22 protein-coding genes are annotated in these 27000 nt (G+C 74.7%); 8 read left to right on the top strand and 14 right to left on the bottom strand.

All coding sequences use genetic code 11. The annotated features are described in order from the left end of the window. Window positions 1–88: 88 nt before the first annotated feature. The gene (locus AC3ERT_RS00870) at window positions 89–1429 is read left to right on the top strand and encodes a type I glutamate--ammonia ligase (RefSeq protein ID WP_335980814.1); all 1341 of its coding nucleotides are present in this window, start codon (window positions 89–91) and stop codon (window positions 1427–1429) included. Here the strand turns inward: AC3ERT_RS00870 and AC3ERT_RS00865 are convergent. The 4 genes from AC3ERT_RS00865 to AC3ERT_RS00850 all read right to left on the bottom strand — a co-directional run bounded on the left by AC3ERT_RS00865 (window position 1423) and on the right by AC3ERT_RS00850 (window position 4686). Further along, on the bottom strand, window positions 1423–1944 hold the full coding sequence (locus tag AC3ERT_RS00865) for a GNAT family N-acetyltransferase (RefSeq protein WP_435137402.1): 522 nt from the start codon (window positions 1942–1944) through the stop codon (window positions 1423–1425). The two genes, AC3ERT_RS00870 and AC3ERT_RS00865, sit on opposite strands and share 7 nt — an antisense overlap. Then, a complete protein-coding gene (locus AC3ERT_RS00860; protein ID WP_435172331.1) occupies window positions 1941–3158 on the bottom strand; it encodes a type III PLP-dependent enzyme domain-containing protein in 1218 nt (405 codons plus the stop codon). The genes AC3ERT_RS00865 and AC3ERT_RS00860 overlap by 4 nt, the downstream gene beginning before the upstream one ends. Window positions 3159–3417: 259 nt before the next feature. Continuing rightward, on the bottom strand, window positions 3418–3882 hold the full coding sequence (locus AC3ERT_RS00855; protein WP_435137399.1) for an MmcQ/YjbR family DNA-binding protein: 465 nt from the start codon (window positions 3880–3882) through the stop codon (window positions 3418–3420). 90 nt (window positions 3883–3972) lie between these two features. Next, window positions 3973–4686 carry a beta-glucanase gene (locus AC3ERT_RS00850; protein WP_435172171.1) on the bottom strand — a complete coding sequence of 238 codons (714 nt, stop codon included), beginning with the start codon at window positions 4684–4686 and terminating at the stop codon, window positions 3973–3975. Between the two features lie 280 nt (window positions 4687–4966). On the opposite strand from AC3ERT_RS00850, the gene AC3ERT_RS00845 reads away from it, so the two are divergent. Then, the gene (locus AC3ERT_RS00845) at window positions 4967–6964 is read left to right on the top strand and encodes an ATP-binding SpoIIE family protein phosphatase (RefSeq protein ID WP_435172169.1); all 1998 of its coding nucleotides are present in this window, start codon (window positions 4967–4969) and stop codon (window positions 6962–6964) included. A gap of 28 nt (window positions 6965–6992) precedes the next feature. Here the strand turns inward: AC3ERT_RS00845 and AC3ERT_RS00840 are convergent, their stop codons facing one another. Continuing rightward, on the bottom strand, window positions 6993–7190 hold the full coding sequence (locus tag AC3ERT_RS00840; protein WP_335980819.1) for a hypothetical protein: 198 nt from the start codon (window positions 7188–7190) through the stop codon (window positions 6993–6995). A gap of 239 nt (window positions 7191–7429) precedes the next feature. Here AC3ERT_RS00840 and AC3ERT_RS00835 point away from each other — a divergent pair, with 239 nt between their 5' ends. From AC3ERT_RS00835 to AC3ERT_RS00820, 4 genes are read left to right on the top strand one after another with little or no spacing between them, the layout of a single operon-like run. Beyond that, entirely contained in the window at window positions 7430–8728 is a 1299-nt protein-coding gene (locus AC3ERT_RS00835; protein WP_435137390.1) for an ABC transporter substrate-binding protein, read from the top strand. 14 nt (window positions 8729–8742) lie between these two features. Continuing rightward, on the top strand, window positions 8743–9684 hold the full coding sequence (locus AC3ERT_RS00830) for a carbohydrate ABC transporter permease (RefSeq protein ID WP_335980822.1): 942 nt from the start codon (window positions 8743–8745) through the stop codon (window positions 9682–9684). Next, on the top strand, window positions 9684–10502 hold the full coding sequence (locus AC3ERT_RS00825; RefSeq protein ID WP_335980824.1) for a carbohydrate ABC transporter permease: 819 nt from the start codon (window positions 9684–9686) through the stop codon (window positions 10500–10502). The genes AC3ERT_RS00830 and AC3ERT_RS00825 overlap by 1 nt, the downstream gene beginning before the upstream one ends. Then, on the top strand, window positions 10499–12976 hold the full coding sequence (locus AC3ERT_RS00820; RefSeq protein WP_435172167.1) for a beta-xylosidase/alpha-l-arabinosidase: 2478 nt from the start codon (window positions 10499–10501) through the stop codon (window positions 12974–12976). The genes AC3ERT_RS00825 and AC3ERT_RS00820 overlap by 4 nt, the downstream gene beginning before the upstream one ends. A 38-nt stretch (window positions 12977–13014) precedes the next feature. Here the strand turns inward: AC3ERT_RS00820 and AC3ERT_RS00815 are convergent, their stop codons facing one another. The 5 genes from AC3ERT_RS00815 to AC3ERT_RS00795 form a co-directional block, all read right to left on the bottom strand. After that, on the bottom strand, window positions 13015–13674 hold the full coding sequence (locus tag AC3ERT_RS00815; RefSeq protein WP_335980825.1) for an ABC transporter permease subunit: 660 nt from the start codon (window positions 13672–13674) through the stop codon (window positions 13015–13017). 1 nt (window position 13675) lies between these two features. Then, window positions 13676–14764: a methionine ABC transporter ATP-binding protein gene (locus tag AC3ERT_RS00810; RefSeq protein ID WP_435172166.1), complete on the bottom strand. Its 1089-nt coding sequence runs from the start codon at window positions 14762–14764 to the stop codon at window positions 13676–13678. A gap of 34 nt (window positions 14765–14798) precedes the next feature. After that, window positions 14799–15794: a MetQ/NlpA family ABC transporter substrate-binding protein gene (locus tag AC3ERT_RS00805; RefSeq protein WP_435172164.1), complete on the bottom strand. Its 996-nt coding sequence runs from the start codon at window positions 15792–15794 to the stop codon at window positions 14799–14801. Window positions 15795–16283: 489 nt separating this feature from the next. Next, window positions 16284–17042, bottom strand: coding sequence for a GNAT family N-acetyltransferase (locus tag AC3ERT_RS00800; RefSeq protein ID WP_435172162.1), 759 nt, complete (start codon window positions 17040–17042; stop codon window positions 16284–16286). Between the two features lie 421 nt (window positions 17043–17463). Continuing rightward, entirely contained in the window at window positions 17464–18078 is a 615-nt protein-coding gene (locus tag AC3ERT_RS00795) for a helix-turn-helix domain-containing protein (protein WP_335980829.1), read from the bottom strand. 217 nt (window positions 18079–18295) lie between these two features. On the opposite strand from AC3ERT_RS00795, the gene AC3ERT_RS00790 reads away from it, so the two are divergent. Beyond that, a complete protein-coding gene (locus AC3ERT_RS00790; protein WP_435172160.1) occupies window positions 18296–20542 on the top strand; it encodes a glycoside hydrolase family 3 N-terminal domain-containing protein in 2247 nt (748 codons plus the stop codon). A 24-nt stretch (window positions 20543–20566) separates the two neighbouring features. Here AC3ERT_RS00790 and AC3ERT_RS00785 read toward each other — a convergent pair whose 3' ends face one another. Continuing rightward, window positions 20567–21739: a winged helix DNA-binding domain-containing protein gene (locus AC3ERT_RS00785; RefSeq protein WP_435172159.1), complete on the bottom strand. Its 1173-nt coding sequence runs from the start codon at window positions 21737–21739 to the stop codon at window positions 20567–20569. Between the two features lie 214 nt (window positions 21740–21953). On the opposite strand from AC3ERT_RS00785, the gene AC3ERT_RS00780 reads away from it, so the two are divergent. Further along, the gene (locus tag AC3ERT_RS00780; protein WP_435127866.1) at window positions 21954–23081 is read left to right on the top strand and encodes a lipid II:glycine glycyltransferase FemX; all 1128 of its coding nucleotides are present in this window, start codon (window positions 21954–21956) and stop codon (window positions 23079–23081) included. A 15-nt stretch (window positions 23082–23096) separates the two neighbouring features. Here AC3ERT_RS00780 and AC3ERT_RS00775 read toward each other — a convergent pair whose 3' ends face one another. From AC3ERT_RS00775 to AC3ERT_RS00765, 3 genes are all read right to left on the bottom strand, one after another. Next, entirely contained in the window at window positions 23097–24299 is a 1203-nt protein-coding gene (locus AC3ERT_RS00775) for a sialidase family protein (RefSeq protein ID WP_435172157.1), read from the bottom strand. A 137-nt stretch (window positions 24300–24436) separates the two neighbouring features. Then, window positions 24437–25354 carry a dihydrodipicolinate synthase family protein gene (locus AC3ERT_RS00770; protein WP_335980835.1) on the bottom strand — a complete coding sequence of 306 codons (918 nt, stop codon included), beginning with the start codon at window positions 25352–25354 and terminating at the stop codon, window positions 24437–24439. Continuing rightward, window positions 25354–26922: a sialate:H+ symport family MFS transporter gene (locus AC3ERT_RS00765; protein ID WP_435172156.1), complete on the bottom strand. Its 1569-nt coding sequence runs from the start codon at window positions 26920–26922 to the stop codon at window positions 25354–25356. The genes AC3ERT_RS00770 and AC3ERT_RS00765 overlap by 1 nt, the downstream gene beginning before the upstream one ends. Window positions 26923–27000 lie beyond the last annotated feature (78 nt).

Below are 27000 nucleotides of genomic sequence, written 5' to 3'. Positions count from 1 at the left end.
TCAGCCCGCCGCCGCGTTCCTGCCCGGACGGGTGAACTCCCCTCCGAACCCGGGCGGGCCGGCCGCCGCCCGCAGCAGCATGGGCGGCATGACGACCACGCGCTCCCGGGCCGAACGGGCCGCCCAGGCCCGGACCGCCGCACCACGACTCGCCGCCGAGGGCATCGACGGGGTGGTGTTCGGCTGGGTCGACAACGCCGGGCTCACCCGGGTCAAGTCCGTCCCGCTCGCCCAGCTCGAACACGCCGCCGAGTACGGTGTCGGCGCCGCGCCCTGCTTCGACTACTGTCTGGTCGACGACTCCTTCACCACCACGCCGTCGAGCAGCGGCGCGACCGGCGACCTGCGGCTCGTCCCCGACCTCGACCGGCTCACCCCGCTCGCCGCCCAGCCCGGCTGGGCGTGGGCCCCGGCCGACCGCTACACCCAGGCCGGCGCCCCGCACCCCGGCTGCCAGCGCGGCTTCGCCCGCCGGGCCGCCGAGGCCGTCGAGGGGCGCAGGATGTCGGTCAAGGCCGGGATCGAGGTCGAGTGGGTGGTGGCCGACGCCGCCGGAACCCCCGCGGCGCCCGGGCCCGGATACGGCATGACCCGCTTCGTCGAGCACTCCGACTACCTGCGGGAGGTGCTGACCGCCCTCACCCGCCAGGGCCTGGACGTGCTCCAGCTCCACCCGGAGTACGCCGCCGGGCAGTTCGAGGTCTCGCTGGCCGCCGAGGGGCCGGTCGAGGCGGCCGACACCGCGATGCTGGTGCGCCACACCATCCGGGCCGTCTCCGCCCGGCACGGCCTGCGGGTGTCCTACGCGCCGGTCTTCTCCGACGGCGTGCTCGGCAACGGCGGGCATGTGCACCTCAGCCTCTGGCGGCGGGACCGCAACCTCGCACACGGCGGGCCCGGCCGCCACGGGCTGCACCCGGAGGGCGAGCACTTCCTCGCCGGCGTGCTGGCCGAACTGCCGGCCCTGCTCGCCCTCGGCGCGCCCAGCGCCGCGTCCTACCTGCGCCTGGTGCCCTCCCGCTTCGCCGGGGCCTACCGCTGCTGGGGCCTGGAGAACCGCGAGGCGGCGCTGCGCCTGATCACCGGCTCCACCGCCGGGCAGGCCAACGCCGAGTTCAAGTGCTTCGACGCCGCCGCCAACCCCTACCTGGTGCTCGGCGGTGTGCTGTCCGCGGGCCTGGCCGGGCTCGACGCCGGGCTGCCGCTGCCGCCCGAGGTCCGCGGCGACCCGGCCGCCCTCGGCACCGCCGACCGCCTCCCGACGTCCCTGTCCGAGGCGGCCGACGCCTACGAGAAGTCCGCGCTGCTGCGCACCGCCCTCGGCGGCGACCTGTACGAGGCGGTGCTCGCCGTACGCCGGGCGGAGGCGGAGCTGTTCGCCACCCGCACGGACGAGGACGTCATCGAGGCCACCCGCTGGCGCTACTGACCGGCGGCCGGTTCCCCGGCCGCGTCCAGCGGCTGCGCCATGTAGACCGCGTCGGCGCCGTAGCCCGCGGGCAGTTCGGCCTCGGGGCGGGCGCGGTAGCCCAGCCTGCGCCACAGGCCCTGCGAGCCGTGCACGGCGACCAGGGAGAGGGTGCGGTGGCCGCCGGCCCGCCCGGCCCGCGCCAGCTGCCGCTGCATCCGGCGGGCCAGGCCCCGGCCGCGTGACCGCTCGGCGATCACCAGGTCGTGCAGGTGCAGGTTGCCGGGTGCGGCCCGGCCCTCCTCGGCGCGGCTCAGGTCCGGGCAGCGCAGGAGCGGGTAGGGCAGCGCCAGCAGGTAGCCGCCGAAGCCGCCCGCGTGCTCCAGCACGAAGCAGGTCGCCGGCGAGGCGCGCTGCCGGGAGCGCAGGATCTCCTCGCCCTCGGACATCCCGCTCGCCGCGTAGGCGCGCTCCTCCAGCGCGACCACCTCGGCCCAGTCCGCCTCCCGGAGCAGCCGGACCCGGGTGCCGGTCACCCGCGCCCACCGCCTGGGCCCGGACCGCCGACGCAGGTGTAGGGCAGCGGCGCGAAACCGTTGAACCCCCGCGTGGTGTACGCCGCGGCGTACGCGCCGCAGGAGTGGACCCACACCGGCTCGCCGGAGGCGACCGCGCGCGGGACCCGCACCAGGCCGCCGTCCTGGGCGTACGCGTCGTCGCTGTCGCAGGTCGGCCCGGCCACCACGGCGTCGACGAACGGCCCGCCGGGGTGGGTCGGGAACTCCAGCCGGTACCGCAACTGGTCCATCTCGTACAGGCCGTTGAACTTCCCGCAGCTGAGGTAGAGCCAGTCCTGACGGGTGCCGTCGAGCCGGTGGCGGGAGGTGAGCCGGGCGACGTGGGCGCGGATCGCCCCGTGGTCGGCGACCAGGTGGCGGCCGGGCTCCAGCAGGAAGTCCAGCGGTGCCGGGCTCAGGGTGCGCAAGTGCTCCATGCCCTCGCGGATCACCGTGAACATCGCGTCCAGCGGCGGTTCCAGCGGCCGGCCGCGCCGGTCGAGGACGCCGAGCGCGGGCAGCCCGCCGCCGAGGTTGATCCGGTCCGGGACGATGCCGCGCCGGGTGAGCGCCGCCAGCACGGCGGCCAGCGTCTCGAACGCCCCGGCATACGCCTCGGCCGTCATCTGCTGCGAGCCGACGTGCACCGACAGGCCGGAGGGCACCAGCCCGGCGGCCCGGGCGGCGCCGAGCACCCGCACGGCGTCCTCGGGCGAGCAGCCGAACTTGTGGCTCAGGCCCCACAGCGCGCCCGCGCCTGTGGTCGCGATCCGGCAGAACACCCGCGCGCCCGGGGCGTGTGCGGCGATCGCGGCGACGTCCTCCAGGCTGTCGGTCGCGAAGTCGCGCACGCCGAGCCGGTGGGCCTCGGCGATGTCGCGGTCCGACTTGATCGTGTTGCCGTAGTGGACCAGCCCGGGCGGCACCCCGGTGCGCAGGGCCTGCGCGATCTCCCGCGGGCCGGCCGCGTCGAAGCCGCAGCCGAGCCGGGCGAGGTGGCCGAGCACCTCGTCCACCGGGCACGCCTTCATCGCGAACCGGACGGCGGCGCCGGGCAGTTCGGCCCGTAAGGACGCGTACTGGCGGCCGATGCCGTCCAGGTCGTAGATGAGGGCGTCCTCCGTGGCCGCGGCGAGCGCGGCGCGCAGTGCGGGGCGGCCCGGGCGGCCGCGGGGATCGTACGGCCGCGGCAGCACCACCCCGCCCGCGCGGTGGCCGCTGCTGCCGCGGCCGGCCGTCCGCCGCGGTTCGTCGATCCGACGCGTGTCGGCGGCCTGAGGTGTCACGGGTGTGCTCCCAACGCGGCTGGACGGTCGATGCCGGACCTCACCGGCATCCACCCGCAGAACGAACAACCCGGCCGCCGGTTATGACATATGCCCCTGATTCACCCCCGTGTTCACCCCCGGATGCACCCCCGCCGCACCGCGTCCGCCACCGGCCGGCGGCGCGTCAGGGCGCGGGCGGGGCGACGGGCGGGGTCAGCAGGAGCAGGCGGTCGCGGGTGGCCTTGGGGAGTCCGGCCACGACGCAGGAGTAGGAGTGCGCGACGAGGTCGTCGAGTTCGTCCGGGGGGATGGTGCCGTCGAGCGCGACGGTGTTCCAGTGCTTCTTGTTGAGGTGGTAGCCGGGGGTGACGGCCGGGTAGCGGTCCCGCAGGTGCAGGGAGAGGGCGGGGTCGCACTTGAGGGAGACCGAGGGCGGGTCGGTGTCGGGGCTGAGGATGGCGAAGATCCGCCCGGCGACCTTGTAGACGTCGACGCCCGGGCCGAACGGGTTCTCCTCGGCGGTCTCCGGCAGGTCGAGGGCGAGTTCGGCCACCTGTTCCGGTGTGACCTTCGGATACGGCGCGGAGTCCGGCCGCCGCTCGCCCTCGTCGGCGCCGCCGTCGCCGCCACCGCGTGCCCTGCTCGCCATCGGTCCGTCCTCCCGGAGGTGCCGCACTCACGAATCCCGCCGGTCCGCGGGCGTGCCCACGCTACCGCCGGGCACCGACACCCACCGGGGTCACGCCTGGGCGGTGCCGCGCCGGACCTCCAGGTCGGTGCACTGCCAGCTCATCTCGCGGACGTGCGGTCCGGGGGCCGGGTGGCCGTAAGCCCCGGCGGAGACGCTGATGCACACCACCAGCCAGGCGCGCCAGCCGGTGCCGACGCCGCGCCCGTCGTCGTAGACGGTCCGGCCGTCGACCTGCCAGCGGACGCTGTCGGCGCCGAGCAGGACGTCCAGCCGGAAGGGGCGGCCGGGGGTGACGAGGCCGTCGACGGTGTCGCCCGCGCCGCCGACGTGGTTGCTCAGTTCGAGCAGGTGCGGGTGGGTGGCGTGGTACTCGAAGAGGTCGACCTCGCCGTGGCCGGGCTGCGGGTGGCCGCCGGGGGTGTCGCGGCCCCATGTCCACAGCGCGGGCCAGGCGCCCTGGGTGTCGTCGACCACGCAGGTCGCCGACACTTCGTCGCCGGGCCGCAGCTCGAAGCCGCCGGGCGCGTACTCGGTGGAGACCAGGTCGGTGTGCCACCGCCCGCCGCCGGCCGCGCGGGCGGTGAAGACGCCCGCGGCGGTGGGGCCGTAGGAGGGGCCGATCTGGTCGAGTTTGTTGTCGCCGGGGTTGCGGCCGTCGGGCGGATAGGCGGAGGAGCGGCCCACGGCCCAGGCCGTGCGGTCGGTGAAGGGGGCGGCGAAGACGACGGGCGCGGGGCGCGCCGCGGACGGCGGGACGGTCATGGGTGCTCTCCCCGGACGGCGGCCGGTGCTCCCGGCCGGCTACTCCCGAACAACTACTCCCGGTCAACTACTCCCAGTCAACGCCGGTCACGTCCGGTCCGGAAAGCGGCGCGCTGAAGCGCCCCGGGAGCGCGCCCGGCGGGCAGCGCGCCCCACGCGGTCCGGCCGAAGCCGCCGAGGTGAGCGTACGATCGTGACAAAAGCTCACTAAACGTATGATCACGGTCGGCGGGCGGCGCGCGCCCGGCACGAGCAGGCAGGGACGACGGAAAGGGCGCGGATGGGCGGCGGCGCACGCGGCAATCCGGCTCGGCGCGGGGAGGACGACGCCGAGCTGCGGCAGATCGACGCGCTCAACCGGCTGCACACCGACCCGTCGGCCCGCGAGGAACTGGCGCCCGATCCGCCGGACGCGGCGGAGGACGGCAGGCCCGCGGCGGACCCCGGGGAGGCGCCGGACCCGCCCGGCGCCGACCCGGAGGAGACCGCGGAGCCGCCGGAGGCAGCCGCGGAGGCGGCGGAGGCACAGGCCCCCTCGGGCGAGGCCCCCGCCGCCGCCGCGGACGGCGCCGCCGCCAGCCCCCGGCACCGCGACGCCCTCCTGGTGGACACCGGCCACACCGTCGCCGACGCGCAGTCCCTGGACGAGGCGCTCAGGGCCCTCAACGCGCTGCGCACCCCGGACTTCCCGCTCGACGGCCAGGCCGTCTTCGGCATCAACGGCGGCTTCCTCAGCAAGCTCGCCACGAACGGCTTCCGCGCCGCCGGCCCCGAGCGGATCTTCCGGATGCCGCTGTCGACCGGCTACCCGGCCACCGAGGTGGTCCGCACCGGCCGCCCGGTCTTCCTGGCCACCGCCGAGGAGTACCGCAGCCGCTTCCCGGTGACCTATCCGCTCACCGCGCACAAGGGGCGCCGGTCGTGGGCGTTCCTGCCGCTGACGGCCGGCGGGCGGCTGAACGGGGTGTGGCTGGCGGCGTTCCGCACGCCGGTGGCCTTCACCGAGGACGAGCGGACCCTGCTGACGGTGACGGCCCGGCTGGTGGCGCAGGCGCTGGAGCGCACCCGGGTCGGGGAGGCGGAGATCGCGCTGTCCCGCGGGCTGCGCAGCAGCATGGGCCGGGCCGGGGCGGCGATCAAGGGGCTGAGCGTGGCGACGCGCTACGTGCCGACCGGCGGCGGCCTGATGGTGGGCGGCGACTGGTTCGACAGCATCGACCTGCCCAGCGGCCGGCTCGCCCTGGTCATCGGCGACGTACAGGGCCACGACGTGCACGCGGCGAGCCTGATGACGCAGCTGCGCACCGCCGTGCACGCCTACGCCTCCGAGGGGCACGGCCCGGACGCGGTGCTCGCGCGGGCCTCGCGCTTCCTCACCGAGCTGGACGAGGACCGCTTCGCGACCTGCGTCTACATCGAGGCCGACCCGGAGACCGGGCTGCTCCAGCTCGCCCGCGCCGGGCATCCGCACCCGGTGATGCGGCTGCCGGACGGCACCTGCATGATCAAGCACGTCCCCGGCGGGCTGCCGCTGGGGCTGATGCCGGGCGGCGAGGACTACCCGGTGACGCTGATGCAGCTGCACGAGCAGGAAGTGCTGATGCTGTGCACCGACGGCCTGATCGAGACCGGCGGGTACGACATGTACAGCGGGTGGGTGCGGGTGCGCGACGCGATGGCGCCGGGCCCCGGCGACGACCTGGAGCGTATGGCCGACCGGCTGGTGGAGGCGGTGAACGGTCCTGCGCAGTCCGCCGACCGCGCGCGCCCGGAGCCGGACCTGCGCCGGGCGGACGTGCGCGCGCGCAACGAGGACGACATCGCGCTGCTGCTGGTGCGCCGGGACGCCGGCGAGCGGCTGCCGGACCTGAGCGAGCGGCGGCTGGTGCTGGCCATCGAGCAGGGCCGCGGCGAGGACCTGTCCGAGGCGCGGGCGGAGCTGGAGTCGCTGCTGCACGACTGGGCGCGCTCGGACCAGGTGGACACCGCGGTGCTGCTCGCCTCGGAGCTGGCGGGCAACGTGCTGATGCACACCGACCAGTCCGCCGCGCTCGTCGCGGTGGTCGCCGGGGAGTGCGGCCGGCGCGTCCTGACCGTCGAGGTGACCGACCGCGGCGACGAGCTGCCGCACCAGCGCGCCCCGGGCGAACTCGCCTCCTCAGGGCGCGGGTTGGTGCTGCTGGACCTGCTGGCCGACGCGTGGGGCGTACGGCCGGAGGCCGAGGGGAAGACGGTGTGGTTCTCGCTGCGGGAGGACACCGCCGCGGGCGGCGGTTGAGCGCTGCCGCCGCCGGCGGCGGGGCGGTCTACGCGCTGCGGCGGCGTTCGCCGTAGGGCGGTGGGAGAGGGGCCTTGCGGCCTGCCGGGCTGTCCTCCGGGCGGGTGTGCGCCGCGCCGCGCAGCTCCGGTGCCTCGATGACGGGGGGAAGGTCGGGCGTGAGGTGCACGCCTCGCCGCCCCCGGTGGGGTCCGTTGCGGTCGTCTCCTTCGCTTCCTTCACTCATGTCCTTCGGGTACCCAGCGGTATGTCCGTAATCAGCCGACGCGTACTTTCGGGCCCCGATCGACCCCCAGCTCCGAAACGATCGAAACCTCACTCTGCACCTTTCGCCACACCCGATCCCTGCTACGTAACGCTTTGATAACCGCAGACCGGAGGGTTGACCAGCTTTCCCGGCGGTCAATACGTTCTGGGCGGCGCATAACTTTCGACATCGCCGTCGAAACATTCGAAAGGCACTCCATGATGAAGCGCGCTCGGTTCTCTCGCGCCGCCGCCGGTGGCGTGGTGCTCGCACTCGGGCTGTCCCTGGCGGCCTGCGGCGGCAGCAGTTCGGCGGGCGGCGCGGGCCGCATCCACGTCCTGGTCTACGGCGACGCCACGAACAAGGTGGAGAAGCAGATCGTCGCCACCTTCAACAAGACCTCGAAGGTCAAGGCGGTGCTGGACACCATCCCCGGCGCGGACTACCAGCAGAAGCTCCAGACGATCATCACCACCAAGCAGGCGCCGGACATCTTCTACAACTGGGGCGCCGGCAGCATCGAGCCGTTCGTCAAGGCCGGGCTGCTGATGCCGCTGGACAGCTTCATCGCCAAGGACCCGGGGCTGAAGTCCAACTTCCTGCCGTCGGTGTTCAACACCGCCGTCGTCGACGGCAAGGCGTACGGGATACCGATGCGCGGCACCCAGCCGGTGCTGCTCTTCAACAACAAGAAGGTGCTGGCCGACGCGGGGCTGAGCGAGCCGAAGACCTGGGACGACCTGCTGGCCGACGTCAAGGCGCTCAAGGCCAAGGGCAAGACGCCCATCGCGCTCGGCGGCGGCGACCAGTGGCCGACCCAGATGTGGTTCGAGTACGTCTACGACCGCATCGCCGGCCCGGGCCTGTTCGAGAAGGCGCTCGGCGGCGACACGAGCGTGTGGGCGAGCGCGGACAGCCGCAAGGCGCTGGGCATGCTCAAGCAGCTCGTGGACGCGGGCGCGTTCGGCAGTTCGTACGACTCGGTGAAGTTCACCGACGGCGGCTCGCCGGCGCTGCTGGCCACCGGGAAGGCCGCGTTCGAGCTGATGGGCTCGTGGGAGTACTCCACCGAGCAGGACGCCAACCCCGACTTCACCAAGAGCGACCTGGGCTACGGCCCCTTCCCGACCGTGCAGGGCGGCAAGGGCGACCCGGCCGACGTGGTCGGCAACACCAACAACTTCTACTCGGTGCTGAAGAAGACCAAGTACCCCGACGCGGTCGCGCAGTTCCTCAAGCTCCAGTACTCCGACGAGTTCGTCAAGGCGCACCTGGCGATCGGCAACCTGCCGACCACCACCAACACCCCGAAGTTCCTGGACACCGCGGCCAACCCGGCCTATCTGAAGTACCAGTTCAAGCTGGTCCAGCAGGCGCCGTCGTTCCAGCTGTCCTGGGACCAGGCGTACCCGCCGTCGGCGACCACGGCCATCCACACCGCCGTCCAGGAGTTCTTCGACGGCAAGACCGACACGGACGGCTTCATCAAGGCCATGCAGTCCCTGCCGAAGTCCTGACCGGGATACGCGAGATGACCACGACCACGACCTCCACCGCGGTGGCGCCGCCGAAGGCCGCGCGCGGCGCCCGCCGCGCCGGCACGGCGGTGCCCCGCCCGGGCCTGGCCTGGGCGGCCCCCGCCACCTTGTTCTTCGCGCTGTTCGCGGTACTGCCCCTGGTGCTGGTGGCGGTGCTCTCCTTCACCGACTGGGACGGCCTGGGCGCGCCGCAGTTCGCCGGCCTGGACAACTGGCGGGCGCTGCTGCACGACCACACCATGCTCAAGAGCCTGTGGCTGAGCGTGCTGATCACCGTGCTCGGGGTCGCCGTGCAGACCCCGCTGAGCATCCTGCTCGGCGTGTGGGCCGCCGGGCGGCAGCGCAACCGGGCGGTGCTGTCGGCGGTGTTCTTCGTGCCGCTGCTGCTGTCGGCGACCGCGGTGTCCGTGCTGTGGCGGGCGATGCTCGACCCGAACTTCGGGGTGCCGGCGCAGGCCCGCTGGCTGTTCGGCAACGGCAACCTGCTGGGCATGCAGTCCGGCGCGATCGGCGTCCTCGTCTTCGTCGGCGCCTGGCAGTACACGCCCTTCCACACGCTGATCTACCAGGGCGCGGCCCGCGCGATCCCGCAGGTCCTCTACCAGGCCGCGGAGGTCGACGGGGCTGGCACCGTACGGCAGTTCTTCCACATCACGCTGCCGCAGCTGCGCACCACCATGATCACCTCGATGATCCTGATGGTCGTCGGCGGCCTGACCACCTTCGACACGGTGCTGATCCTCACCCAGGGCGGCCCCGGCACCGACACCACGATCAGCGCCTACTACATGTACCAGCAGGCGTTCAAGAGCTTCGACTTCGGCGGCGGCGCGGCGATCGCGCTGGTCCTGGTGCTGGTCGCCACGGTCATCTCGCTGGTGGTGGTCCGGGTCTCCGGCTACGACCGGATGCGCAGCAGTTCGGAGGGCCTGTGATGAGGCGGCGCCCCAACGTCCTGGCCGGACTCGGCTCGCTGGTCTGGCTGTTCCTGGTCGGCCTGCCGCTGTACGTCATGCTGCTGGCCACGCTGCGCAGCCGCAGCGACTACGCGGCGCACGGCCCGCTGGCCTTCCCCGCGCACTTCACGCTGCACAACTACACGCAGGACTTCTCGAACGGTTTCGGCCGCTACTTCCTCAACACCCTGCTGGTGACGGCCGCGGTGGTGGCGATCGTGCTGCTGCTGGTGCCGCCGCTGTCGTACGCGATCGTGCGCGGCCGCGGCCGGGTCACGACCGGCGTCTTCCGGCTGTTCCTGCTGGGCCTGGCGGTCCCCGCGCAGGCGGTGATCGTGCCGATGTTCTACGTGATCAACCGCGCCGGGCTCTACGACAACCTCGCCGGGGTGATCCTGCCGACCGCCGCGTTCTGCCTGCCGGTGTGCGCGCTGGTGCTGACCGGGGCGATGCGCGACATCACCCCTGACCTGTACGAGGCGATGGCCATGGACGGGGCCCCGCAGTGGCGGGTCTTCCTCCAGCTGGTGCTGCCGCTGTCCAAGGGCGGGCTGTCCACGATCGTGGTCTTCTCCGCGCTCCAGGCGTGGAACGGCTTCCTCTTCCCGCTGGTGCTGACCCAGTCCGACTCCTCCAAGGTGGTCACGCTGGGCCTGTACGACTTCCAGACCGAGCACGGCGTGGACATCCCCGGCCTGCTGGCCGCGGTGGTGCTGTCGATGCTGCCGATCCTCATCGTCTACCTGTTCGCCCGCCGTGCCCTGGTACAGGGGCTCATGGGCGTCGGAGGAAAGTGACCGACACCGTGCCCGAACAGACCACGCCCCGCCCCGACCGGCCCGGACCCGATCCGACCGGCACCGACACGCCCGGCCCCGACACCCAGGGGGCCGCCCCCCGCTGGCACGACACCGCGCTGCCGCCCGAGGCCAGGGCCGACGCCCTGCTCGCCGAGCTGACCCTGCCGGAGAAGGCCGCGCAGCTGTACGGCGTCTGGGTGGGCGCCTCCGCCGAAGGCGGCGAAGTCGCCCCGCACCAGCACGAGATGGAGGCCCCCGCCGACCTCGACGCCCTGCTGCCGCACGGACTGGGCCAGCTCACCCGGCCGTTCGGCACCGCCCCGGTCGACCCGGCGCTCGGCGCGCTGTCGCTGCTGCGCACCCAGCGCCGCATCATGGCCGCCGGCCGCTTCGGCATCCCCGCGCTCGCCCACGAGGAGTGCCTCGCCGGGTTCGCCGCCTGGGGCGCCACCGCCTACCCGGTGCCGCTGGCGTGGGGGGCGACCTTCGACCCGGAGCTCGTGGGCGCCATGGCCGGGCGGATCGGCCGCGACATGCGGGCGGTCGGCGTCCACCAGGGGCTCGCGCCGGTGCTGGACGTGGTGCGCGACCCGCGCTGGGGCCGCGTCGAGGAGACCATCGGCGAGGACCCGTACCTGGTCGGCACGATCGGCACCGCCTACGTGCGCGGGCTGGAGTCGGCCGGGGTCGTCGCCACCCTCAAGCACTTCGCGGGCTACTCCGCCTCCCGCGCCGGCCGCAACCTCGCGCCGGTGGGCATGGGCGGCCGGGAGCGCGCCGACGTGATCCTGCCGCCGTTCGAGATGGCGGTGCGCGAGGGCGGCGCCCGGTCGGTGATGCACGCCTACACCGACACCGACGGCATCCCGTCCGCGGCCGACGAGCAGTTGCTGACCGGGCTGCTCCGCGACACCTGGGGCTTCACCGGCACCGTCGTCGCCGACTACTTCGGTGTCGCCTTCCTCCACACCCTGCACGGCGTGGCCGGCACCCTCGCGGAGGCGGCCGGTGCCGCGCTCGGCGCGGGCGTCGACATCGAGCTGCCCACCGTCAAGGCGTACGGCGAGCCGCTGCTCGCGGCCGTCGCCGAGGGGCGGGTGCCCGAAGCGCTGCTGGACCGCGCGGTGCGCCGGGTGCTGGTGCAGAAGGCCCAACTCGGCATGCTGGACGCCGACTGGGACCCGGTGCCGCCGGTACTGGACGGCCGCGCCCCGGACGCCGGCCCGGACATCAGCTCGGACACGGACGCGGACGCGTCCTCGGTCGAGGCGCTGCGCGGCAGCGTGGACCTGGACTCCCCCGCCAACCAGGACCTCGCCCGCCGGCTCGCCGAGCGCAGCGTGGTGCTGCTGCGCAACGACGGCACCCTGCCGCTGGCGCAGCCGCGCACCATCGCGGTGCTCGGCCCCAACGCCGACACGCCCACCGCGGTCCTGGGCTGCTACTCCTTCCCGGTGCACGTCGGGTCGCAGCACCCGCAGGTGCCCGCCGGGATCGAACTGCCCACGCTGCGGGAGGCGCTGGCCGAGCAGTTCGCCGGCAGCCGGATCGTCTCGGCGCCCGGCTGCGCGGTGGACACCCCCGACACCGGCGGCATCGCCGCCGCGGTGCGTGCCGCGGCCGAGGCCGACGTGGTGGTGCTCGCGCTCGGCGACCGGGCCGGGCTCTTCGGCCGCGGGACCAGCGGCGAGGGCTGCGACGCGCAGTCGCTGGCGCTGCCGGGGGTGCAGCGGCAACTGCTCGACGCGGTCCTGGACACCGGCCGGCCGGTCGTCGTCACGCTGCTCGCCGGGCGCCCGTACGCGCTCGGCCGCGCCGCGCAGGAGGCCGCCGCGGTCGTCCAGACCTTCTTCCCCGGGCAGATGGGCACCGCGGCGCTCGCGGCGGTGCTCGCCGGGCAGGTCGAGCCGTCCGGGCGGCTGCCGGTGAGCGTGCCGGCCCACCCCGGCAGCCAGCCGTCCACCTATCTGACCGCGCGGCTGGGGCAGGCCAGCGACGTGTCCAACGTCGACCCGACCCCGGCCTACCCCTTCGGGCACGGGCTGGCGTACACCTCCTTCGCCTGGACGGAGTTGGACACCGCCGCCCCGCGGGCGGGCACCGACGGCGCGCTGCGCTGCGCCTTCACCGTCCGCAACACCGGGCGGCGCGAGGGCACCGAGGTGGTGCAGGTCTACCTGCACGACCCGGTCGCGTCCGTGGTCCGGCCCGAGCAGCGGCTCGTCGGCTACCGACGGGTGCACCTCGCACCGGGCGCGGCGGCCCGGGTGGAGCTGACCGTGCCCGCCGACCTCGCCGCGTTCACCGGGCGCGACGGGCGCCGCGTGGTCGAACCGGGCTCGCTCGAACTGCGGTTGGGCGCGTCCAGCGCGGACATCCGGCTGACCGCCGCGTGCGAGCTGACCGGCCCGCCCCGCACGGTGGACCACACCCGCGCCCTGCACCCGCAGTTCACGGTGGCGCAGGTGTGATCCCGCGGGCGCCGCGCCGCTGCCGCGAAGCACCGAAGTCAGCGGCGCAGCGCCCGCCGGGCCAGCCAGTTGCCGAGGAACTGCCCGGCCTGCACGATCACCACGATGGTCGCCACCGTGATGTACACGATCGGCCAGTTGTACCGCTGGGAGCCGTAGGTGATCGCGAAGTCGCCCAGCCCGCCGCCGCCGAACAGGCCCGCCTGCGCGGACATGTCCACCACGGCGACGAAGATGAACGTGTAGCCCAGGACGATCGGGCCGAGCGCCTCCGGGATCAGCACCGTGACCAGGATGCCGATCCGGCGGGCGCCGGCGGCCCGGGCGGCCTCGATGACGCCGGGGTCGACGGTCAGCAGGCTCTGCTCGACGATCCGGCTGACCGCGAACGCCGCCGCCAGCGACAGCGCGAACGTCACCGCGTTCGTGCCGATCGTGGTGCCGATGGTGTGCAGCATCAGCGGCTGGATGGCCGTCAGGAAGATCACGAACGGCACCGGGCGCACCACGTTGACCAGGATGTTCACCGCGAGGAACACCGCGCGGTTGCCCAGCAGGCTGCCGGGCCTGGTCGCGTAGAGCAGCAGCCCGAGCGCCAGGCCGAGCAGCCCGCCGACCGCGGTGGAGATCAGCACGATGAAGAAGGTCTGCCGGATCGCCTCGCGGTAGACCGGCAGGTTGGTCACGAACTCGTGCATCTCAGTCGTCCTCCTCGGTCAACTCGACGCCGTCGGCCCGCAGTTCGCCCAGGGCCGCGTCGATCGCGGCAGGCGCGCCGACCAGCTCGAAGGTGAGGCTGCCGACCGGCCGCTCCTGGAGTTCCCCGACGCCGCCGAAGACGATCCCGGCGGCCACCTCGTGGTCCAGGAACGCCCGGGCCACCCGGGTCTGGAACCCGGTGCGGTCCTGCACCCGGACCGAGACGATCCGGCCGGGGTGCCGCTGCCGCAGCCGCGCGAGGGTCTCCTTCGAGGGCCGCTCGCGCAGCGCGGTGCCCAGCAGCCGCACGGCCGCGTCGCTGCGCGGGTGGGCGAAGACGTCGTAGACGCTGCCCTCCTCCACCACCCGCCCGGCGTCCAGCACCGCGACCCGGTCGGCGACCGCGCGGATCACGTCCAGCTCGTGGGTGATGATCACCACGGTGACGCCCAGGGTGCGGTTGGCCCGGCGCAGCAGGTCCAGCACCTCGGCGGTGGTGCCGGGGTCGAGCGCGCTGGTCGCCTCGTCCACCAGCAGCAGCGAGGGCTCGGTGGCCAGCGCGCGGGCGATGCCCACCCGCTGCTTCTGCCCGCCGGACAGCTGCTCGGGGTGGTCGCGGGCCCGGTCGAGCAGTCCGACGAAGTCCAGCAGGGCGGCGACCCGGCGGTCCCGGTCCGGCTGCCCGACCCCGGCGACCTTCAGCGGGTAGGCCACGTTGCCGGCCACCGTGCGGGAGCGGAAGAGGTTGAACTGCTGGAAGACCATGCCGATGTCGCGCCGCACCCCGCGCAGTTCGCGCTCGGCGAGCCCGGTGAGGTCGTGCCCGCCGACGTGCACGCTGCCCGAGGTCGGCGCCTCCAGGCCGTTGATCAGCCGCACCAGGGTGCTCTTGCCGGCACCGGAGTGGCCGATGATGCCGAACACCTCGCCGCGGCGGATCTCCAGGCTGACGTCGTCCAGCGCGGTGAACGGGGTGCCGCGCCGCCCCTTGCCCGCGAAGGTCCGGTGTACGTGCTCCAGCCGCACATGCACCTCCTCCGGCCGTTCCCGCGCCTGCTCCGGCCGTCCGGCCGGCTCGCTGCCGGTCATGCCGCCGCCCTCCCCGACTCCCGTGTCCGCACGGCTACTTCTTCGCCGCTTCGGCCTGCTTCTGGACCGTGGCCAGCTCGGTGCGCAGCTGCGCGGCGGGCACGGTGCGGAAGACCGCGGTGCCGCCGTTCGCCTCCTGCACGCCCTTCTCGACCGACGGGTCGTGGTAGAGCGCGGCGAGCTTGAGGTAGGTGGGGTTGTCCTGGTCGGCGGCGCGGGCGGTGAAGATGTTCACGTAGGGCGCGGCGCTGGCGCTGGCCGGGTCGTCCTGGAAGACCACGTGGGACTGGGTGAGCTTCGCGCTGGTCGCGTAGTTGTTGTTGACGATCGCGGCCGCGACCGAGCCGCTCTGCAACGCGCCGGCGGTCTGCGAGGCGTCGAGCGCGGTCACGTCGACCTTGTGGGTGAGGATGTCGGCGGTGCTGGAGAAGGCCGATCCGCCGTCCTTGAGGGTGAGCAGCTTGGCCGCCTGGAGCACCAGCAGGCCGCGCGCTTCGTTGATGGCGTCGTTGGGGATGGCGACCTTGGCACCGGCCGGCAGCTGCGCCGGGGAGGAGTACTTCAGCGCGTACAGCGGCAGCGGGTAGACGGCGGTGGCGCCGATCGGCTGGAGGTCGTCGTGCGCGGTGACGTTGTAGTTCGCCAGGTACTGGATGTGCTGGAACTCGTTGAGGTCGAGCTGCTTCTCCTTCAGCGCCGGGTTGGGCTGGCTGTAGTCGTTGAAGTTGACCAGTTTCACCTTCACGTCGAGCTTCTTCTCCGCCAGCGCGGAGAAGGTCTTCCAGTACGGCTCGGACGCGTCGGTGACGCCGATGCTCACCGTCTTCTTGTCCGAGCCGCCGCCGGAGGACAGCACCAGTCCGACGATCAGCCCGGCGACCACGACCACGGCGGCCGACGCCACCCAGGTGATCCGCCGCCGGTTCCAGCGGGCGGGCGGCAGTTGCGGGGCGTTCGACGGCTCGTTCGGCGACGGCTGCGACGGCTGCGACGGCTCGCCGGATATCGGCGTTCCAGGCGTTTCGGACATGGCGGGGCCCTCCAGGGGACGGTGGAGACGGACGGACGGGGGCGGGAACGGTTTCAGGGCACGCGGGCAGCACGGCACGGCCGCGCGGCGGCGGCAGGCGGCATGCGGCGGGTGGCCAGTGGCGGCAGATGGCCGCCGGCGCGGAACGCGCGGAACGGGGGTTCGGCAGACCGGACTACGGCGCCGGGCGCACCCGCGCGGGCCGCGGACCGTACGGGTCCTTCGGCGGGGCGTGGTGCACAGGGCGCGAGCGGACCCGGATCAGGAGGCTGATGCCTGCCCGCGCGGTCCGCTTCGGCTGCCGGTCAGGGACACAGGCAGCTGGCGACACGCGCATAGTCGATGACGCGTCGAGTCGTCAGCAGTGCGGTGTCCATGCCGATCACCCTAACAGCACCGCGGGGTGGCAATGGACATGTCCAGCAACACGGTGCGGTCACGGGAAAGGGGCGGGCCGCCCGCGGGCGGCCCCGCCCCCTACCGGTGCGGCTACTCCTCCAGGGTCAGGTAGAGGCGGGTGCCCTGCGGGGTGAAACCGAGGCGTTCGTAGACGCGGCGGGAGTCGTCGCCGGAGTACTCCAACCACACCGAGGCGGCGCCCTGTTCGAACATCGCCGCGGCGACGGCGGCGGTGACGGCCGCGCCGACGCCGCGGCAGCGGAAGGCGGGGCGGGTGCCGATGCCCGCCACCTCCGCGGTGCCGACCGCGGGCGGGGAGCAGGACGCGGCGCCGGCGCAGCCGCCGTCGGCGGTGCGCGCGTACCGCACCGCTCCCCCGCCGTCCTGGAGGCGCCGCAGCCGCGCGGCGCCCTCCGGCGAGGCGGTGGACTCCCCGGTGAACGCCTCGGCCAGTGCCGCGTCGATCGCCGTGTACTCCGACTCGGCGGTGGGCACCGCGACGGCGAACCCGGCGCCGGACGGCGGCGGCACGGTCAGCGTGCCCGGCTCGCAGACCAGGTACGTGTGCACCGCCTCGGTGCCGAACCCGGCGGCGCGCAGCGCGGGTTCGACCGCGGGCGCGCTGTCGGGCGCGAACTCCAGCCGCGGGGTGAGCCCGCGGCCGCGGAAGGCGGCGACCAGCGCCGCGACGTCCGCAGCGGTCGGCTCGGCGCCGGGCAGCGGGGTGGCGTAGTTGACGAAGGGGCTGGTGGTGGCGGGGTCGAAGCCCGCGACGAACCCGCCGGTCGCCACGGCCTCGGGGCGGCGGCGGAGGTTGGCGACGGCGAAGCTCTGCACAGGGGTGCGCATGGTGGTGGTGTGGCCTCACGGAACGTGGGTGGTGCGCCGGTCCCGGGCTGCCGTGGGTACGGCGCCGGCGGGAGGCGCGGGGCGGGCCGCCCCCGCGCGAGGGCGACCGGCGGTGCCCGGGGCACCGCGGTGGCAGGCCGCGTACGTCAGAGCGCGCGGCACGAACGGGCGGCGGCGCCGCGGACCGTTGCGTGCGTACGGCGGCCGCTGCGGGACGCCGGAACCATGGACTTCGTTCCCCACCGTGAGAGCGTTGCGTGCGAGCACCCGGGCCGTCACGGCCGCGGGCGAGGCCGACTCTGCCAGGGCGCCCCCGCCGGGCGCAACAGGTTTTCCGCCGGGCCGTGGTGCGGTGGTGCGGGGCGGGGGCGGGACCTTCGGGGCGCGTCGGACCCCACGGGACCCTCCGGCGCCCCCGGTGTCAGGAGGAGCCCGGCACGGAGCGGGCGCGCAGGTGGACGCGCTCGCCCTGCGGCCCGAAGAGGGCGAGGAACTCCACCGGCCGGTCACCGGCGTTGGCGAAGCCGTGCGGGGTGCGGGTGTCGAACTCGGCCGCCTCGCCCGCGGTGAGGATCACGTCGCGGTCGCCGAGGGCGAGCCGGAGCCGGCCGGAGAGCACGTAGAGCCACTCGTAGCCCTCGTGGGTGCGCTGCTCCAGCGGGCTGTCCGGGTCGGGGCCGCCCGGCCGGACCGGCATGATCTGCTTGTAGGCGTGCAGCCCGCCGAGGTAGTGGGTCAGCGGCACGTAGGTCTGGCCGTGGCGGGTGAAGGGCCGCGGGTGGATGCGCGGGTCGCCGGTCGCGGGCGCGCCGACCAGCTCGTCGAGGGGCACGCCGTACGCCTTGGCCAGCGGCAGCAGCAGTTCGAGGGTGGGTTTGCGGCGGCCGGATTCCAGCCGGGACAGGGTGCTCAGCGAGATGCCGGTCTCCTCGGCGACCCGGGCGAGGGTGAAGGTGCGGGCGTGGCGCAGGCTGCGCAGCCGGGGGCCCACTTCGGCGAGGACTTCGTGCAGTTCGGCCATATCCGTATGTGCCATCCCGGCAACGCCGTTTGTCAAGTTCCGCCGCGCGGCGCGGTGCCCGGCCGTACGGCGGACAGTCCCGCGCACTATCGTCGGACCGGCCGCGTCCTCGTCCCTGACCTGGTACGCGGCGGCACCGCACCACCGCACCACCGCACGAGCGCACGCCCGCACGCCCGCACGCCCGCACGACCGCACCGCCGCACCATCGACCCGGGGAGCCCGCACACCCATGGCACAGCATCCGACCGACCGGCACAGCGCCCTCATCGAGGACCTGCTGGCGCAGATGACCCCGGCGGAGAAGTTCGGCCAGCTCCAGCAGCTCGCGTGGAACGGCGACACCGGTCCGGGCGGCGGCCAGAACCACCTGGCGGAGGCCGCCGCGCGCGAGGGCCGGCTCGGCTCGGTGCTCAACCTGGTGGGCGCCGCGCACACCAACGCGCTCCAGAAGCTGGCCGTGGAGGAGTCCCGGCTCGGTATCCCGCTGCTCTTCGGGTTCGACGTGATCCACGGCTACTGGACGACGTTCCCCGTGCCGCTGGCGCAGGCCGCGAGCTTCGACCCGCAGGTGGCGGTCGCGGACGCGCGGACCTCGGCGCGGGAGGCCCGGTCGAACGGCCTGCACTGGACGTTCGCGCCGATGATGGATGTGACGCGCGAGCCGCGCTGGGGCCGGATCGCGGAGAGCTGCGGCGAGGACACGTACCTGACCGCGCGGTTCGCGGCGGCGAAGACGCACGGCTACCAGGGCACCGCCGCCGAGCAGGGGTACGACGGCGCGAGCGGCGACCTCGGCGACCTCCTGCGCGCCGACGCGGGCGGCGCCCCGGACGCCGCTTTGGGCGCGGACCTGTACGGGGGCGACCGGCTCGCGGCCTGCGCGAAGCACTTCGCCGGGTACGGCGCGGTGGAGGGCGGCCGCGACTACAACACCGTGGACCTGTCCGCGCGCCGGCTGCGCAACGTCTACCTGCCGCCGTTCGCGGCGGCGGTACGGGCCGGGGCGGCCACGGCGATGGCGGCGTTCAACACCGTCAACGGGGTGCCCTCGCACGCCAACCGCGCGCTGCTCCAGGGCGTGTTGAAGGACGAGTGGGGCTTCGACGGGGTCGTGGTGAGCGACTGGGGCGGCGTGGACGAGCTGATCGTGCACGGCTTCGCGGCCGACGGCGCCGACGCGGCCCGCCTGGCGCTGGGCGCGGGCCTGGACATGGAGATGGCCGGCACCCACGTGGGCGACCACGGCCCCGCGCTGCTGGCCGCGGGGCTGGTCGGCCAGGGCCGGCTGGACGACGCGGTCCGCCGGGTGCTGCGCCTGAAGGCCCGGCTCGGCCTCTTCGACGACCCGTACACCGACGAGGCGGCGGAGATCGCCGGGCCGACCGCGGAGAGCCGGGCGGCGGCGCGGCGGGCCGCGGCGCGCTGCGCGGTGCTGCTGAAGAACGACGGCGGGGTGCTGCCGCTGGACCGCAGCGGCGGCGGCTCGCTCGCGGTGGTCGGCCCGTACGCGGACTCCGCCGACCTGCACGGCACCTGGTCCGGTCCCGGCGAGCGGCGCTTCCCCGCGGTGAGCGTGCTCGCGGCGCTGCGGGCGGCGGCGCCGGAGCTGCGGATCGAGCACGCCGCCGGCGGCGCGGCGGCCGTCGAGGCGGTGCGCGCGGCGGACATGGCGCTGGTGGTCGTCGGCGAACAGGCCGCGCTCAGCGGGGAGGCGTCCTCGCGCGCCGACATCACGCTGCCGGGCGGGCAGGAGGAGCTGATCGCGCAGGTCGCGGCCACCGGGCGGCCGTTCGCGGTGGCCGTGGTCGCCGGGCGCCCGCTGGTCACCGAGCGCTGGATCGAGCGGGCCCCCGCGGTGCTGCTCGCCTGGCACGGCGGCCTTGAGGCCGGGCCGGCGCTGGCCGACGTCCTGTTCGGCGACGTCAACCCCGGCGGCAAGCTGCCGGTGACGCTGCCCCGCTCGGTCGGGCAGCTCCCGCTGTACTACAACCACGAGAACACCGGCCGCCCGGCGGACCCCACCGACCCGGCGAAGCCCTACGTCACCGGCTACCTCGACCAGCCGTACGGGCCGCGCTTCCCCTTCGGGCACGGCCTGTCCTACACCTCCTTCGAGGTCGGCGCGCCCCGCACCGCGGCCGGCAGCGTCGCGGTGGCCGACCTGCTGGCCGGGGCGCGGGTCGAGGTCGCCGTGCCGGTCGCCAACACCGGTGCGCGCGACGGCGACGAGGTGGTGCAGCTCTACCTGCACGACCCGGTCGCCTCCGTGGTGCGGCCGGTGCGCGAGTTGCGCGGCTTCCGGCGGGTCGCGCTCGGCGCGGGCGAGCGCACCGAGGTGGTCTTCTCGCTGGGCGCGGCCGAGTTCGGCTTCCTCGCCGACGACACCGGCGCGCTGGTCCTGGAGCCCGGCCGGATCGACGTCCACGTGGGCGGCGACTCGCAGCGCACCCGGCACCTCGCCCTGACCCTCGTGTGACCGCTCGCCGGGCGGGCAGTGGGGTCAGGGCGTGACGACGGTGGTGCGGTCGGCGGGGAAGCCCTTGTCCCACCAGTGCCGGTAGCGGCTGTAGACGGCCGGTTCGCGGTCGGCGAGCAGCGCCGACAGCCGCTCGGCCTCCTCGGTCAGCGCGCGCCACCGGGCTGCGCGGAGGGGGCGGAAGGCGGTCAGCTCCACCCCGCCGTCCACGGCCCGCCAGACTCCGGCGACCTGCCCGTCCACCAGCAGGGTCGGCAGGGTGTCGCCGTTGCGGCGGACGATCAGCGGGCGGTACTCCTCGGGGACGATCCGGCCGTGTCCGGCGTAGGCCATCAGCACGCTGTCCCACATCGGCAGCAGCCGCGGCGGGGCGGGCGTGTCCGGCTCGGGCACGGTGGCGTCCGCCAGGTCCAGCAGGGCGCCGGAGTCCGGGCCCGCCACGGGCACCACCCGCTCGCCGAGCCGGTCCAGCGCCCGGCGTACCACGGGGCTGGTCAGCAGCGTGAACCGGGCGAAGTCGCGCGCCGTCGCCGGGCCGAAGGCCCGCAGGTAGGCCAGCAGCAGGCGCTGAACCGCCGCGTCCTCGGCGGTGTCGGCGCCGTCCTCCGGGCCGAGGTCCGGGCCGGGGTCCGCCGAAGGGGCCGCCGGGGCCGCGCGGTAGGTGTTCGGCAGCCGGAACGCCCACGGGCCGCCGGTCGGCACATGGTGCAGCGGCGCGTACGTGCGCAGCGCCCACCACAGGCGCTGCGCGCCCGCCCCGAACCGCCGCCCGAGCTCCTCCTCCATCTGCGCGCCGGTCCGCGGTCCCGCCAGCAGCCCGGGCAGCTCCGCGAGCAGCCCGTCGGCGTCGGCCGCGGTCAGCCCGGCCGAGGTGAAGCGGCGGTCGTACACCCGCGCCCCCCGCAGACTGGCGCGCATCGCGGCATGGCAGTCCGCGTAGTCCGCGCCGTGCACGGCGTGCAGCGTGATCCGCATCAGGCTCGCCTTGACGACCCGGCCCTGCGCGAACGCCGCGTCGAGGTCGTCCGGCGCGAAGCCGCTCACCCGGTTCCACAGCGCGAGATACGGCGACGCGGCAGCCTGCGCCTGCGCGGCGCATATCCGGCGCACCGCCTCGGCCACGTCCAACGGCTCGCGCCGGAGCAGGAGTTGGCGGTCCAGGGTGGCCAGGGTGAGCTGCCGCGCGGTGATGCCCATCCGAGGATTATGCCGCGCCGGCGCGAGGGCGGTACGGCCCGCACCGGGCCGGTGCGGCCGGCCGCGGCACCCGGCCGCCGCGACCTATCGCCGGTCCGCGCCGCCGAGCCGGGCCGCCGGGGCCGTCGTACGCTGCGGGGACCGGCGCGACACGTTGACGCGCGGCGCCTCCCGCGAGGCCGCCCGCGCAGACGAAGGGCGGCTGAGTTCCCTGATGGCATCGACGACGTACACCGTGGCACCGATCAGCACCCGGCGGCATCTGGAGTTCGTGGCGGCGCGGGGCGGCGCCAGCCATACGCAGATGCCGTCGTGGGGCGGGGTGAAACCGGACTGGCGGGCGGAGAGCCTGGGGTGGTCGGACGCCGCGGGGCAGCTGGTCGGGGCGGGTCTGGTGCTGTACCGGCCGCTGCCGGGGGTACGGCGGTCGCTGGCGTACCTGCCCGAGGGCCCGGTGATCGACTGGCACGCAGCCGACCTGGACCGGTGGCTGGCGCCGCTGGTGGCGCACTGCCGGGCGCAGGGCGCCTTCGCGGTGCGCGTCGGGCCGCGGGTGGAGGCGCGCACCTGGGACGCGGCGGCGGTCAAGGCCGCGATCGCCGATCCGGGCATCACCCGGTTGGGCCAGGCGGCGCCGACGTGGCAGGACCCGCGGGCCGGCGAGGTGGCGGCGCGGCTGCGGGCGGCGCGCTGGCGGCCGGCCAGGACCGGCGCGGACGGCTTCGGCGCGGGCCAGCCGCGGTTCGTGTGGCGGCTGCCGGTCGCGGACCGGGCCCCACAGGACCTGCTGCGCGGCTTCAGCCAGCAGTGGCGGCGCAACGTGAGGAAGGCGGAGAACGCCGGAGTGAAAGTGGTCCGCGGCGACGCCGGGGACCTCCCGGAGTTCCACCGGCTGTACGTCGGGACCGCGGCGCGCGACGGCTTCCTGCCGCGCCCGCTGCCGTACTTCCGGCGGATGTGGGACGCCCTGACCGCCGAGCACCCGGACCGGATGCGGCTCTACCTCGCCGCGCACGACGGCGACGTGCTGGCGGCGGCGACCATGCTGACGGTCGGCGGGCACGTCTGGTACTCCTACGGCGCCTCCGCGGTGCTGCGGCGCGAGGTGCAGCCGAACAACGCGATCCAGTGGCAGATGATCCGGGACGCCTGCGAACTGGGCGCGTCCGTCTACGACTTCCGCGGGATCACGGACACCGTCGACCCGGACGACCCGCACGTGGGGCTGCTGCGCTTCAAGTCGGGTGCGGGCGGCGAGGCGTGCGAGAACCTCGGCGAGTGGGACTTCCCGGTCAACCGGGTGCTGCACCGCGCCCTGGACGCGTACCTCTCCCGCCGCTGACGGCAAGTCCCCGCGCTACGGCCGCAGTTCGGCCAGGCGCAGCCGGGCGAAGGCGATCCGCTCGTACGCGCTTGCCGCACCGGTCTCGTAGAGCAGGCCGACCTCGCCGGGGCCGGTCTGCACCAGGTCGCTGTAGGCGGCGGGGAGCGGGGACAGGGTCAACACCTCCGTCCAGGTCCGGCCGCCGTCGGTGCTCGCGCGGACCGCCATGGCGGCGCGGGCGTCGGGGTCGGCCGGCCCGGCGAACAGCAGTGGCCCGGCGGCGGGTTGCAGCAGGCTGCCCTGCACCACCGGTCCGGCCAGGCCCGGTTGGGGCGCGTACGGCTGCTCCAGGTGTGCGCCGCCGTCCGCGCTGCGGGCGTCGACCCGGACACCGGGCGCGCTGCCGTTCTGGTTGCGTGCGTTGAAGTAGACGGTGCCGTCGGGCAGTTGGGCGGCGGCGGTCTCGTTGGCGTTGACCACGCCGTCGGGGGTGTCGTCGAGGAACCCGATCCGCCAGGTGGTGCCGCCGTCGTCGCTGAGCAGGCAGTGCCCGCCGTAGTACTTCGCCTCGGTGCCGGTGTCCGCGGAGCCGGCGGGCGGCGGCACCGAGTGGTTCGCGGGGGCCACGAGGCGGCCGCGGTGGCGGCCGGCCGTCAGCGCGATCGCGTGGCCCGGGCCGGTGGCGTACCAGCGCCAGTCCGGGTGCTTGGCGGCGGCGGTGATCTCGCGCGGCGCGGTGAACGTCCGCCCGTCGTCCGTGCTGTGCTGCACCCACACCCTGCGGCCGTCCGCCGCGGACGCCTGGCCGGACATGATCTGCGCCTCGGTCACCCCGGCGCCGTTGGTGCAGGTCAGCAGGGTGATACGGCCGGTGCGCGGGTCCACCACGGGGGCCGGGTTGCCGTGGGTGTCGCTGCCGTCGCCCGCGACCGCCGCCTGCGCGGCCCAGGTGCGGCCGCCGTCGGCGGACCGCTTGGCGACGACCACGGTCCGCGCGCTGTCCGCGCTTCCGCTGCGCGCCTCGGCGAACGCCACGAGGGTGCCGCGCACCGTGCGGACCACGGCGGGGATGCGGTAGACGGCGTAGCCGTCCGCGCCGGAGGTGAACACGGTGGTCCCGGGCGCCGGAGCGGTCGGGCCGCCCTCCGCGGCGGCGGCCCGCGTCGACAGCCCGGCGAAGCCGAGTGCTCCGGCGGCGAGCGGCAGTACGACGAGCCTGCGGCGGCTGAACGACATGCGCGGTCTCCTCTTCTCCGAACAACGTGTTCCCCGAACAATGTGTGTGAACGGCTGCTCCGAACGGCCGCTCCGAACGGTCCGCCGGTGCTGCTTTCCGTGCCGCTGACCCGTGGGGTGCTCCGCCCGCCGCCCGGCTATCCGACCGGGCCCAGTTCCGCGGCGCCGACCCGGGCGGCGACGGCGGCCGCCTCCTCCGGGGTGAGGGGCAGCAGCGGGGGCAGGGTGCGGCCGGAGCGGATGACGCGGCGGGCCACGAGCGCCGCCTTGAACGCGCCCAGGGCGGCGGACATCCGCCCGATCCGCCCCCGGTCGGGCACCTCGATGATCCCGAACAGCTCGGTGAGCCGCCGCTGTTCGGCCCGCGCGGCGGCCAGGTCCCCGCGCCGCGCGGCCTCGTAGAGCCGTACGTAGCCGTGCGGGTCGACGTTGCCGAGGCCGGGCACGATCCCGTCCGCGCCGCGCTCCATCGCGAGGTCGGCGAGCGTCTCGGAGCCGGTCAGGCACCCGGCGCCGCTGCCCGCGGTGCCGTCGAGCACCCGTTGGAAGCCTTCCAGGTCGCCGGAGGAGTCCTTGACCGCGGCGATCACCTTGTCCTGGGCGAGGCCCACCAGCAGCGCGGGCGACAGCTTGACGTGGGTGTTGGCCGGGATGTCGTAGGCGACCAGCGGCACGTCGAGCGCGGCGTGCAGGAGTGCGAAGTGGGCGCGCACCTCCGGCTCGGTGACGCCGACGTAGAAGGGCGCGGTGGCCACGACCGCGTCGGCGCCGATCGCCGCCGCGCGCCGGGCGTGGTCCAGCACGCGCAGCGTCCCGGTGTCGATCACCCCGGCGAGCACCGGGACCTGCCCGGCGGCGGTGCCGACGACCGTGCGCAGCGCGGTGTCCCGTGCGGTGTCGGTCAGTTGGGCGATCTCCCCGGTGGAGCCGCCGACGAACAGGCCGTGCACGCCCGCGTCGAGCTGGAAGGCGGCGAGCCGCTCCAGCGACGCGGTGTCCACGTCCCCGTCGTCGGTCAGCGGGGTGCACAGGGGAGGGACGACTCCGTGGAACATCAGGTCCTCTTCGAGGTGTCGGGGTCGGGTCCGGCGCCGTTGCCGGCGGCGGGTGGTGGTGCGGGCGGTGCGGGAGGTCCTGGCGGTGCGGCGACGGCCGCCGGGCCGGTGTCCGCGGCCGGGCCGTGGCGCGGGGCCGGGCCCTCGCGCGGGGGCAGCCCGGCGCGTTCCGCCCGCCGGTCCGCGGCCGCCTGCACCCGGGCCGGTACGTCGCATCCGACCAGCAGGACGACGAGCGCGGTGAGCGCCACGCCGAGCACGGCGATCGAGGTACCCAGACTGAGGGGCTTGGCGAGCTTCGCACCGAGGATCGGGGCCGCGGCGCCGCCGAGCGCGCCGACGTTGTAGCTGAAGCCGAGCGCCGCCGCCCGCATCTGAAGCGGGTAGTGGTCGCTGACGTACTTCGGCAGCACCCCGGAGCCGCCCGAGCCGGTGCCGACCAGCAGGAACAGCAGCACCCACATCCACACGGTGTGGCCCGAGCCGAGGGCGAAGACCGGCACCACGAAGGCGAGCGAGGCCGTCAGCATCCCGGTGTACGCGATCCGCGTGCCGAACCGGTCCCCGAGGTAGCCGCTGAGCACGGAGCCGACCGCGTAGCCGCAGCCCGCGTACAGCAGCGCGTCGGAGACCTGGTCCGGGCTGTAGTGCAGCGAGGTCTTCAGGTAGGTCGGCAGCAGCGCCTGGAGCGGCCAGGAGTACAGGAACGCGCAGAACACGGTGACCATCAGCGCGACCACCACCGGCCACAGCCGCCCGGCGAACTGGACGGTCAGCGTGACGAAGCAGGCGGTGACCACGGCGACGAGCCCGAGCGTGACGGCCGTGTCCTGCCCGCGCAGCACCACGACGAGCGCGACCGCGGCCACCAGGCAGAGCACGATGTTGGCCGCCCGGCGCCGGCCTGCGGCGAAGAGGATCGCGGTGGCGCTGACCGGGCGGCGCCCGGCGTCGGCGGCCTGCTGCCACTCGGCGGCCTCCGGGAGCTTGCGCCGCAGGTAGATCGCCAGGACCACCGGCAGCACCCCGATCCAGAACAGCACCCGCCAGCTGCTGTGCGGCACCACCCACGCGTAGGTCTTCGCGGCGAGCACCCCGCCGAGCGGGTAGCCCGAAAGGATCATGCCGCTGGCGGTGTTGCGGAGTTTCCGCGGCCAGCTCTCGATGAGGTAGGTGACGCTGGTGCCGTACTCGCCGGCCATGCCGAGGCCGACGACCATGCGGAAGGCGAAGAGCGACCAGTAGCCCCAGGAGAAGCCGCACAGCACCGAGCCGGTCGCGTACAGCGCGATGCTCAGCACCATCGCGGGGCGGCGGCCGAAGCGGTCGCCGAGCGCGCCGATGGCCAGGCCGCCGAACCAGCGGGAGACGAAGGCCGCGGAGACCAGGGTCGCGGCGGTGACCGTGGAGAGGTGGAAGTCGTGGGCGATCTCGGTGAGGACCAGCGTGATCAGGACGAAGTCGAAGCCGTCCATCGCGTAGCCCAGCCAGGCCGCGGTGAACGCCTTCCAGTCCTGGCCGGACAGCTCCGCGCGCCAGCGCAGGGGTGGGGCCGTCGAGCGGCTCATGCGGCTCTCCTCCTCGGGAGCGGGCTCGGACGGCGGACTCGGAGCGGGGCCGGGTCCTCCGATGAGGTTGGACGTAGG

The organism is Actinacidiphila sp. bgisy145 (assembly GCF_057708125.1).
The sequence above is the reverse complement of the archived record's forward strand: the minus strand, read 5'-3'. Positions and strand labels throughout refer to the sequence as shown.

Bases quoted from the DNA above. Each gene is read 5' to 3' on its own strand.
- AC3ERT_RS00815 (WP_335980825.1), bottom strand. From the start codon at position 13,674: ATGCACGAGTTCGTGACCAACCTGCCGGTCTACCGCGAGGCGATCCGG.
- AC3ERT_RS00840 (WP_335980819.1), bottom strand. From the start codon at position 7,190: ATGAGTGAAGGAAGCGAAGGAGACGACCGCAACGGACCCCACCGGGGG.
- AC3ERT_RS00805 (WP_435172164.1), bottom strand. From the start codon at position 15,794: ATGTCCGAAACGCCTGGAACGCCGATATCCGGCGAGCCGTCGCAGCCG.
- AC3ERT_RS00765 (WP_435172156.1), bottom strand. From the start codon at position 26,922: ATGAGCCGCTCGACGGCCCCACCCCTGCGCTGGCGCGCGGAGCTGTCC.
- AC3ERT_RS00870 (WP_335980814.1), top strand. From the start codon at position 89: ATGACGACCACGCGCTCCCGGGCCGAACGGGCCGCCCAGGCCCGGACC.
- AC3ERT_RS00775 (WP_435172157.1), bottom strand. From the start codon at position 24,299: ATGTCGTTCAGCCGCCGCAGGCTCGTCGTACTGCCGCTCGCCGCCGGA.
- AC3ERT_RS00825 (WP_335980824.1), top strand. From the start codon at position 9,684: ATGAGGCGGCGCCCCAACGTCCTGGCCGGACTCGGCTCGCTGGTCTGG.
- AC3ERT_RS00810 (WP_435172166.1), bottom strand. From the start codon at position 14,764: ATGACCGGCAGCGAGCCGGCCGGACGGCCGGAGCAGGCGCGGGAACGG.
- AC3ERT_RS00850 (WP_435172171.1), bottom strand. From the start codon at position 4,686: ATGACCGTCCCGCCGTCCGCGGCGCGCCCCGCGCCCGTCGTCTTCGCC.
- AC3ERT_RS00800 (WP_435172162.1), bottom strand. From the start codon at position 17,042: ATGCGCACCCCTGTGCAGAGCTTCGCCGTCGCCAACCTCCGCCGCCGC.
- AC3ERT_RS00795 (WP_335980829.1), bottom strand. From the start codon at position 18,078: ATGGCACATACGGATATGGCCGAACTGCACGAAGTCCTCGCCGAAGTG.
- AC3ERT_RS00835 (WP_435137390.1), top strand. From the start codon at position 7,430: ATGATGAAGCGCGCTCGGTTCTCTCGCGCCGCCGCCGGTGGCGTGGTG.
- AC3ERT_RS00780 (WP_435127866.1), top strand. From the start codon at position 21,954: ATGGCATCGACGACGTACACCGTGGCACCGATCAGCACCCGGCGGCAT.
- AC3ERT_RS00830 (WP_335980822.1), top strand. From the start codon at position 8,743: ATGACCACGACCACGACCTCCACCGCGGTGGCGCCGCCGAAGGCCGCG.
- AC3ERT_RS00790 (WP_435172160.1), top strand. From the start codon at position 18,296: ATGGCACAGCATCCGACCGACCGGCACAGCGCCCTCATCGAGGACCTG.
- AC3ERT_RS00845 (WP_435172169.1), top strand. From the start codon at position 4,967: ATGGGCGGCGGCGCACGCGGCAATCCGGCTCGGCGCGGGGAGGACGAC.
- AC3ERT_RS00785 (WP_435172159.1), bottom strand. From the start codon at position 21,739: ATGGGCATCACCGCGCGGCAGCTCACCCTGGCCACCCTGGACCGCCAA.
- AC3ERT_RS00770 (WP_335980835.1), bottom strand. From the start codon at position 25,354: ATGTTCCACGGAGTCGTCCCTCCCCTGTGCACCCCGCTGACCGACGAC.
- AC3ERT_RS00855 (WP_435137399.1), bottom strand. From the start codon at position 3,882: ATGGCGAGCAGGGCACGCGGTGGCGGCGACGGCGGCGCCGACGAGGGC.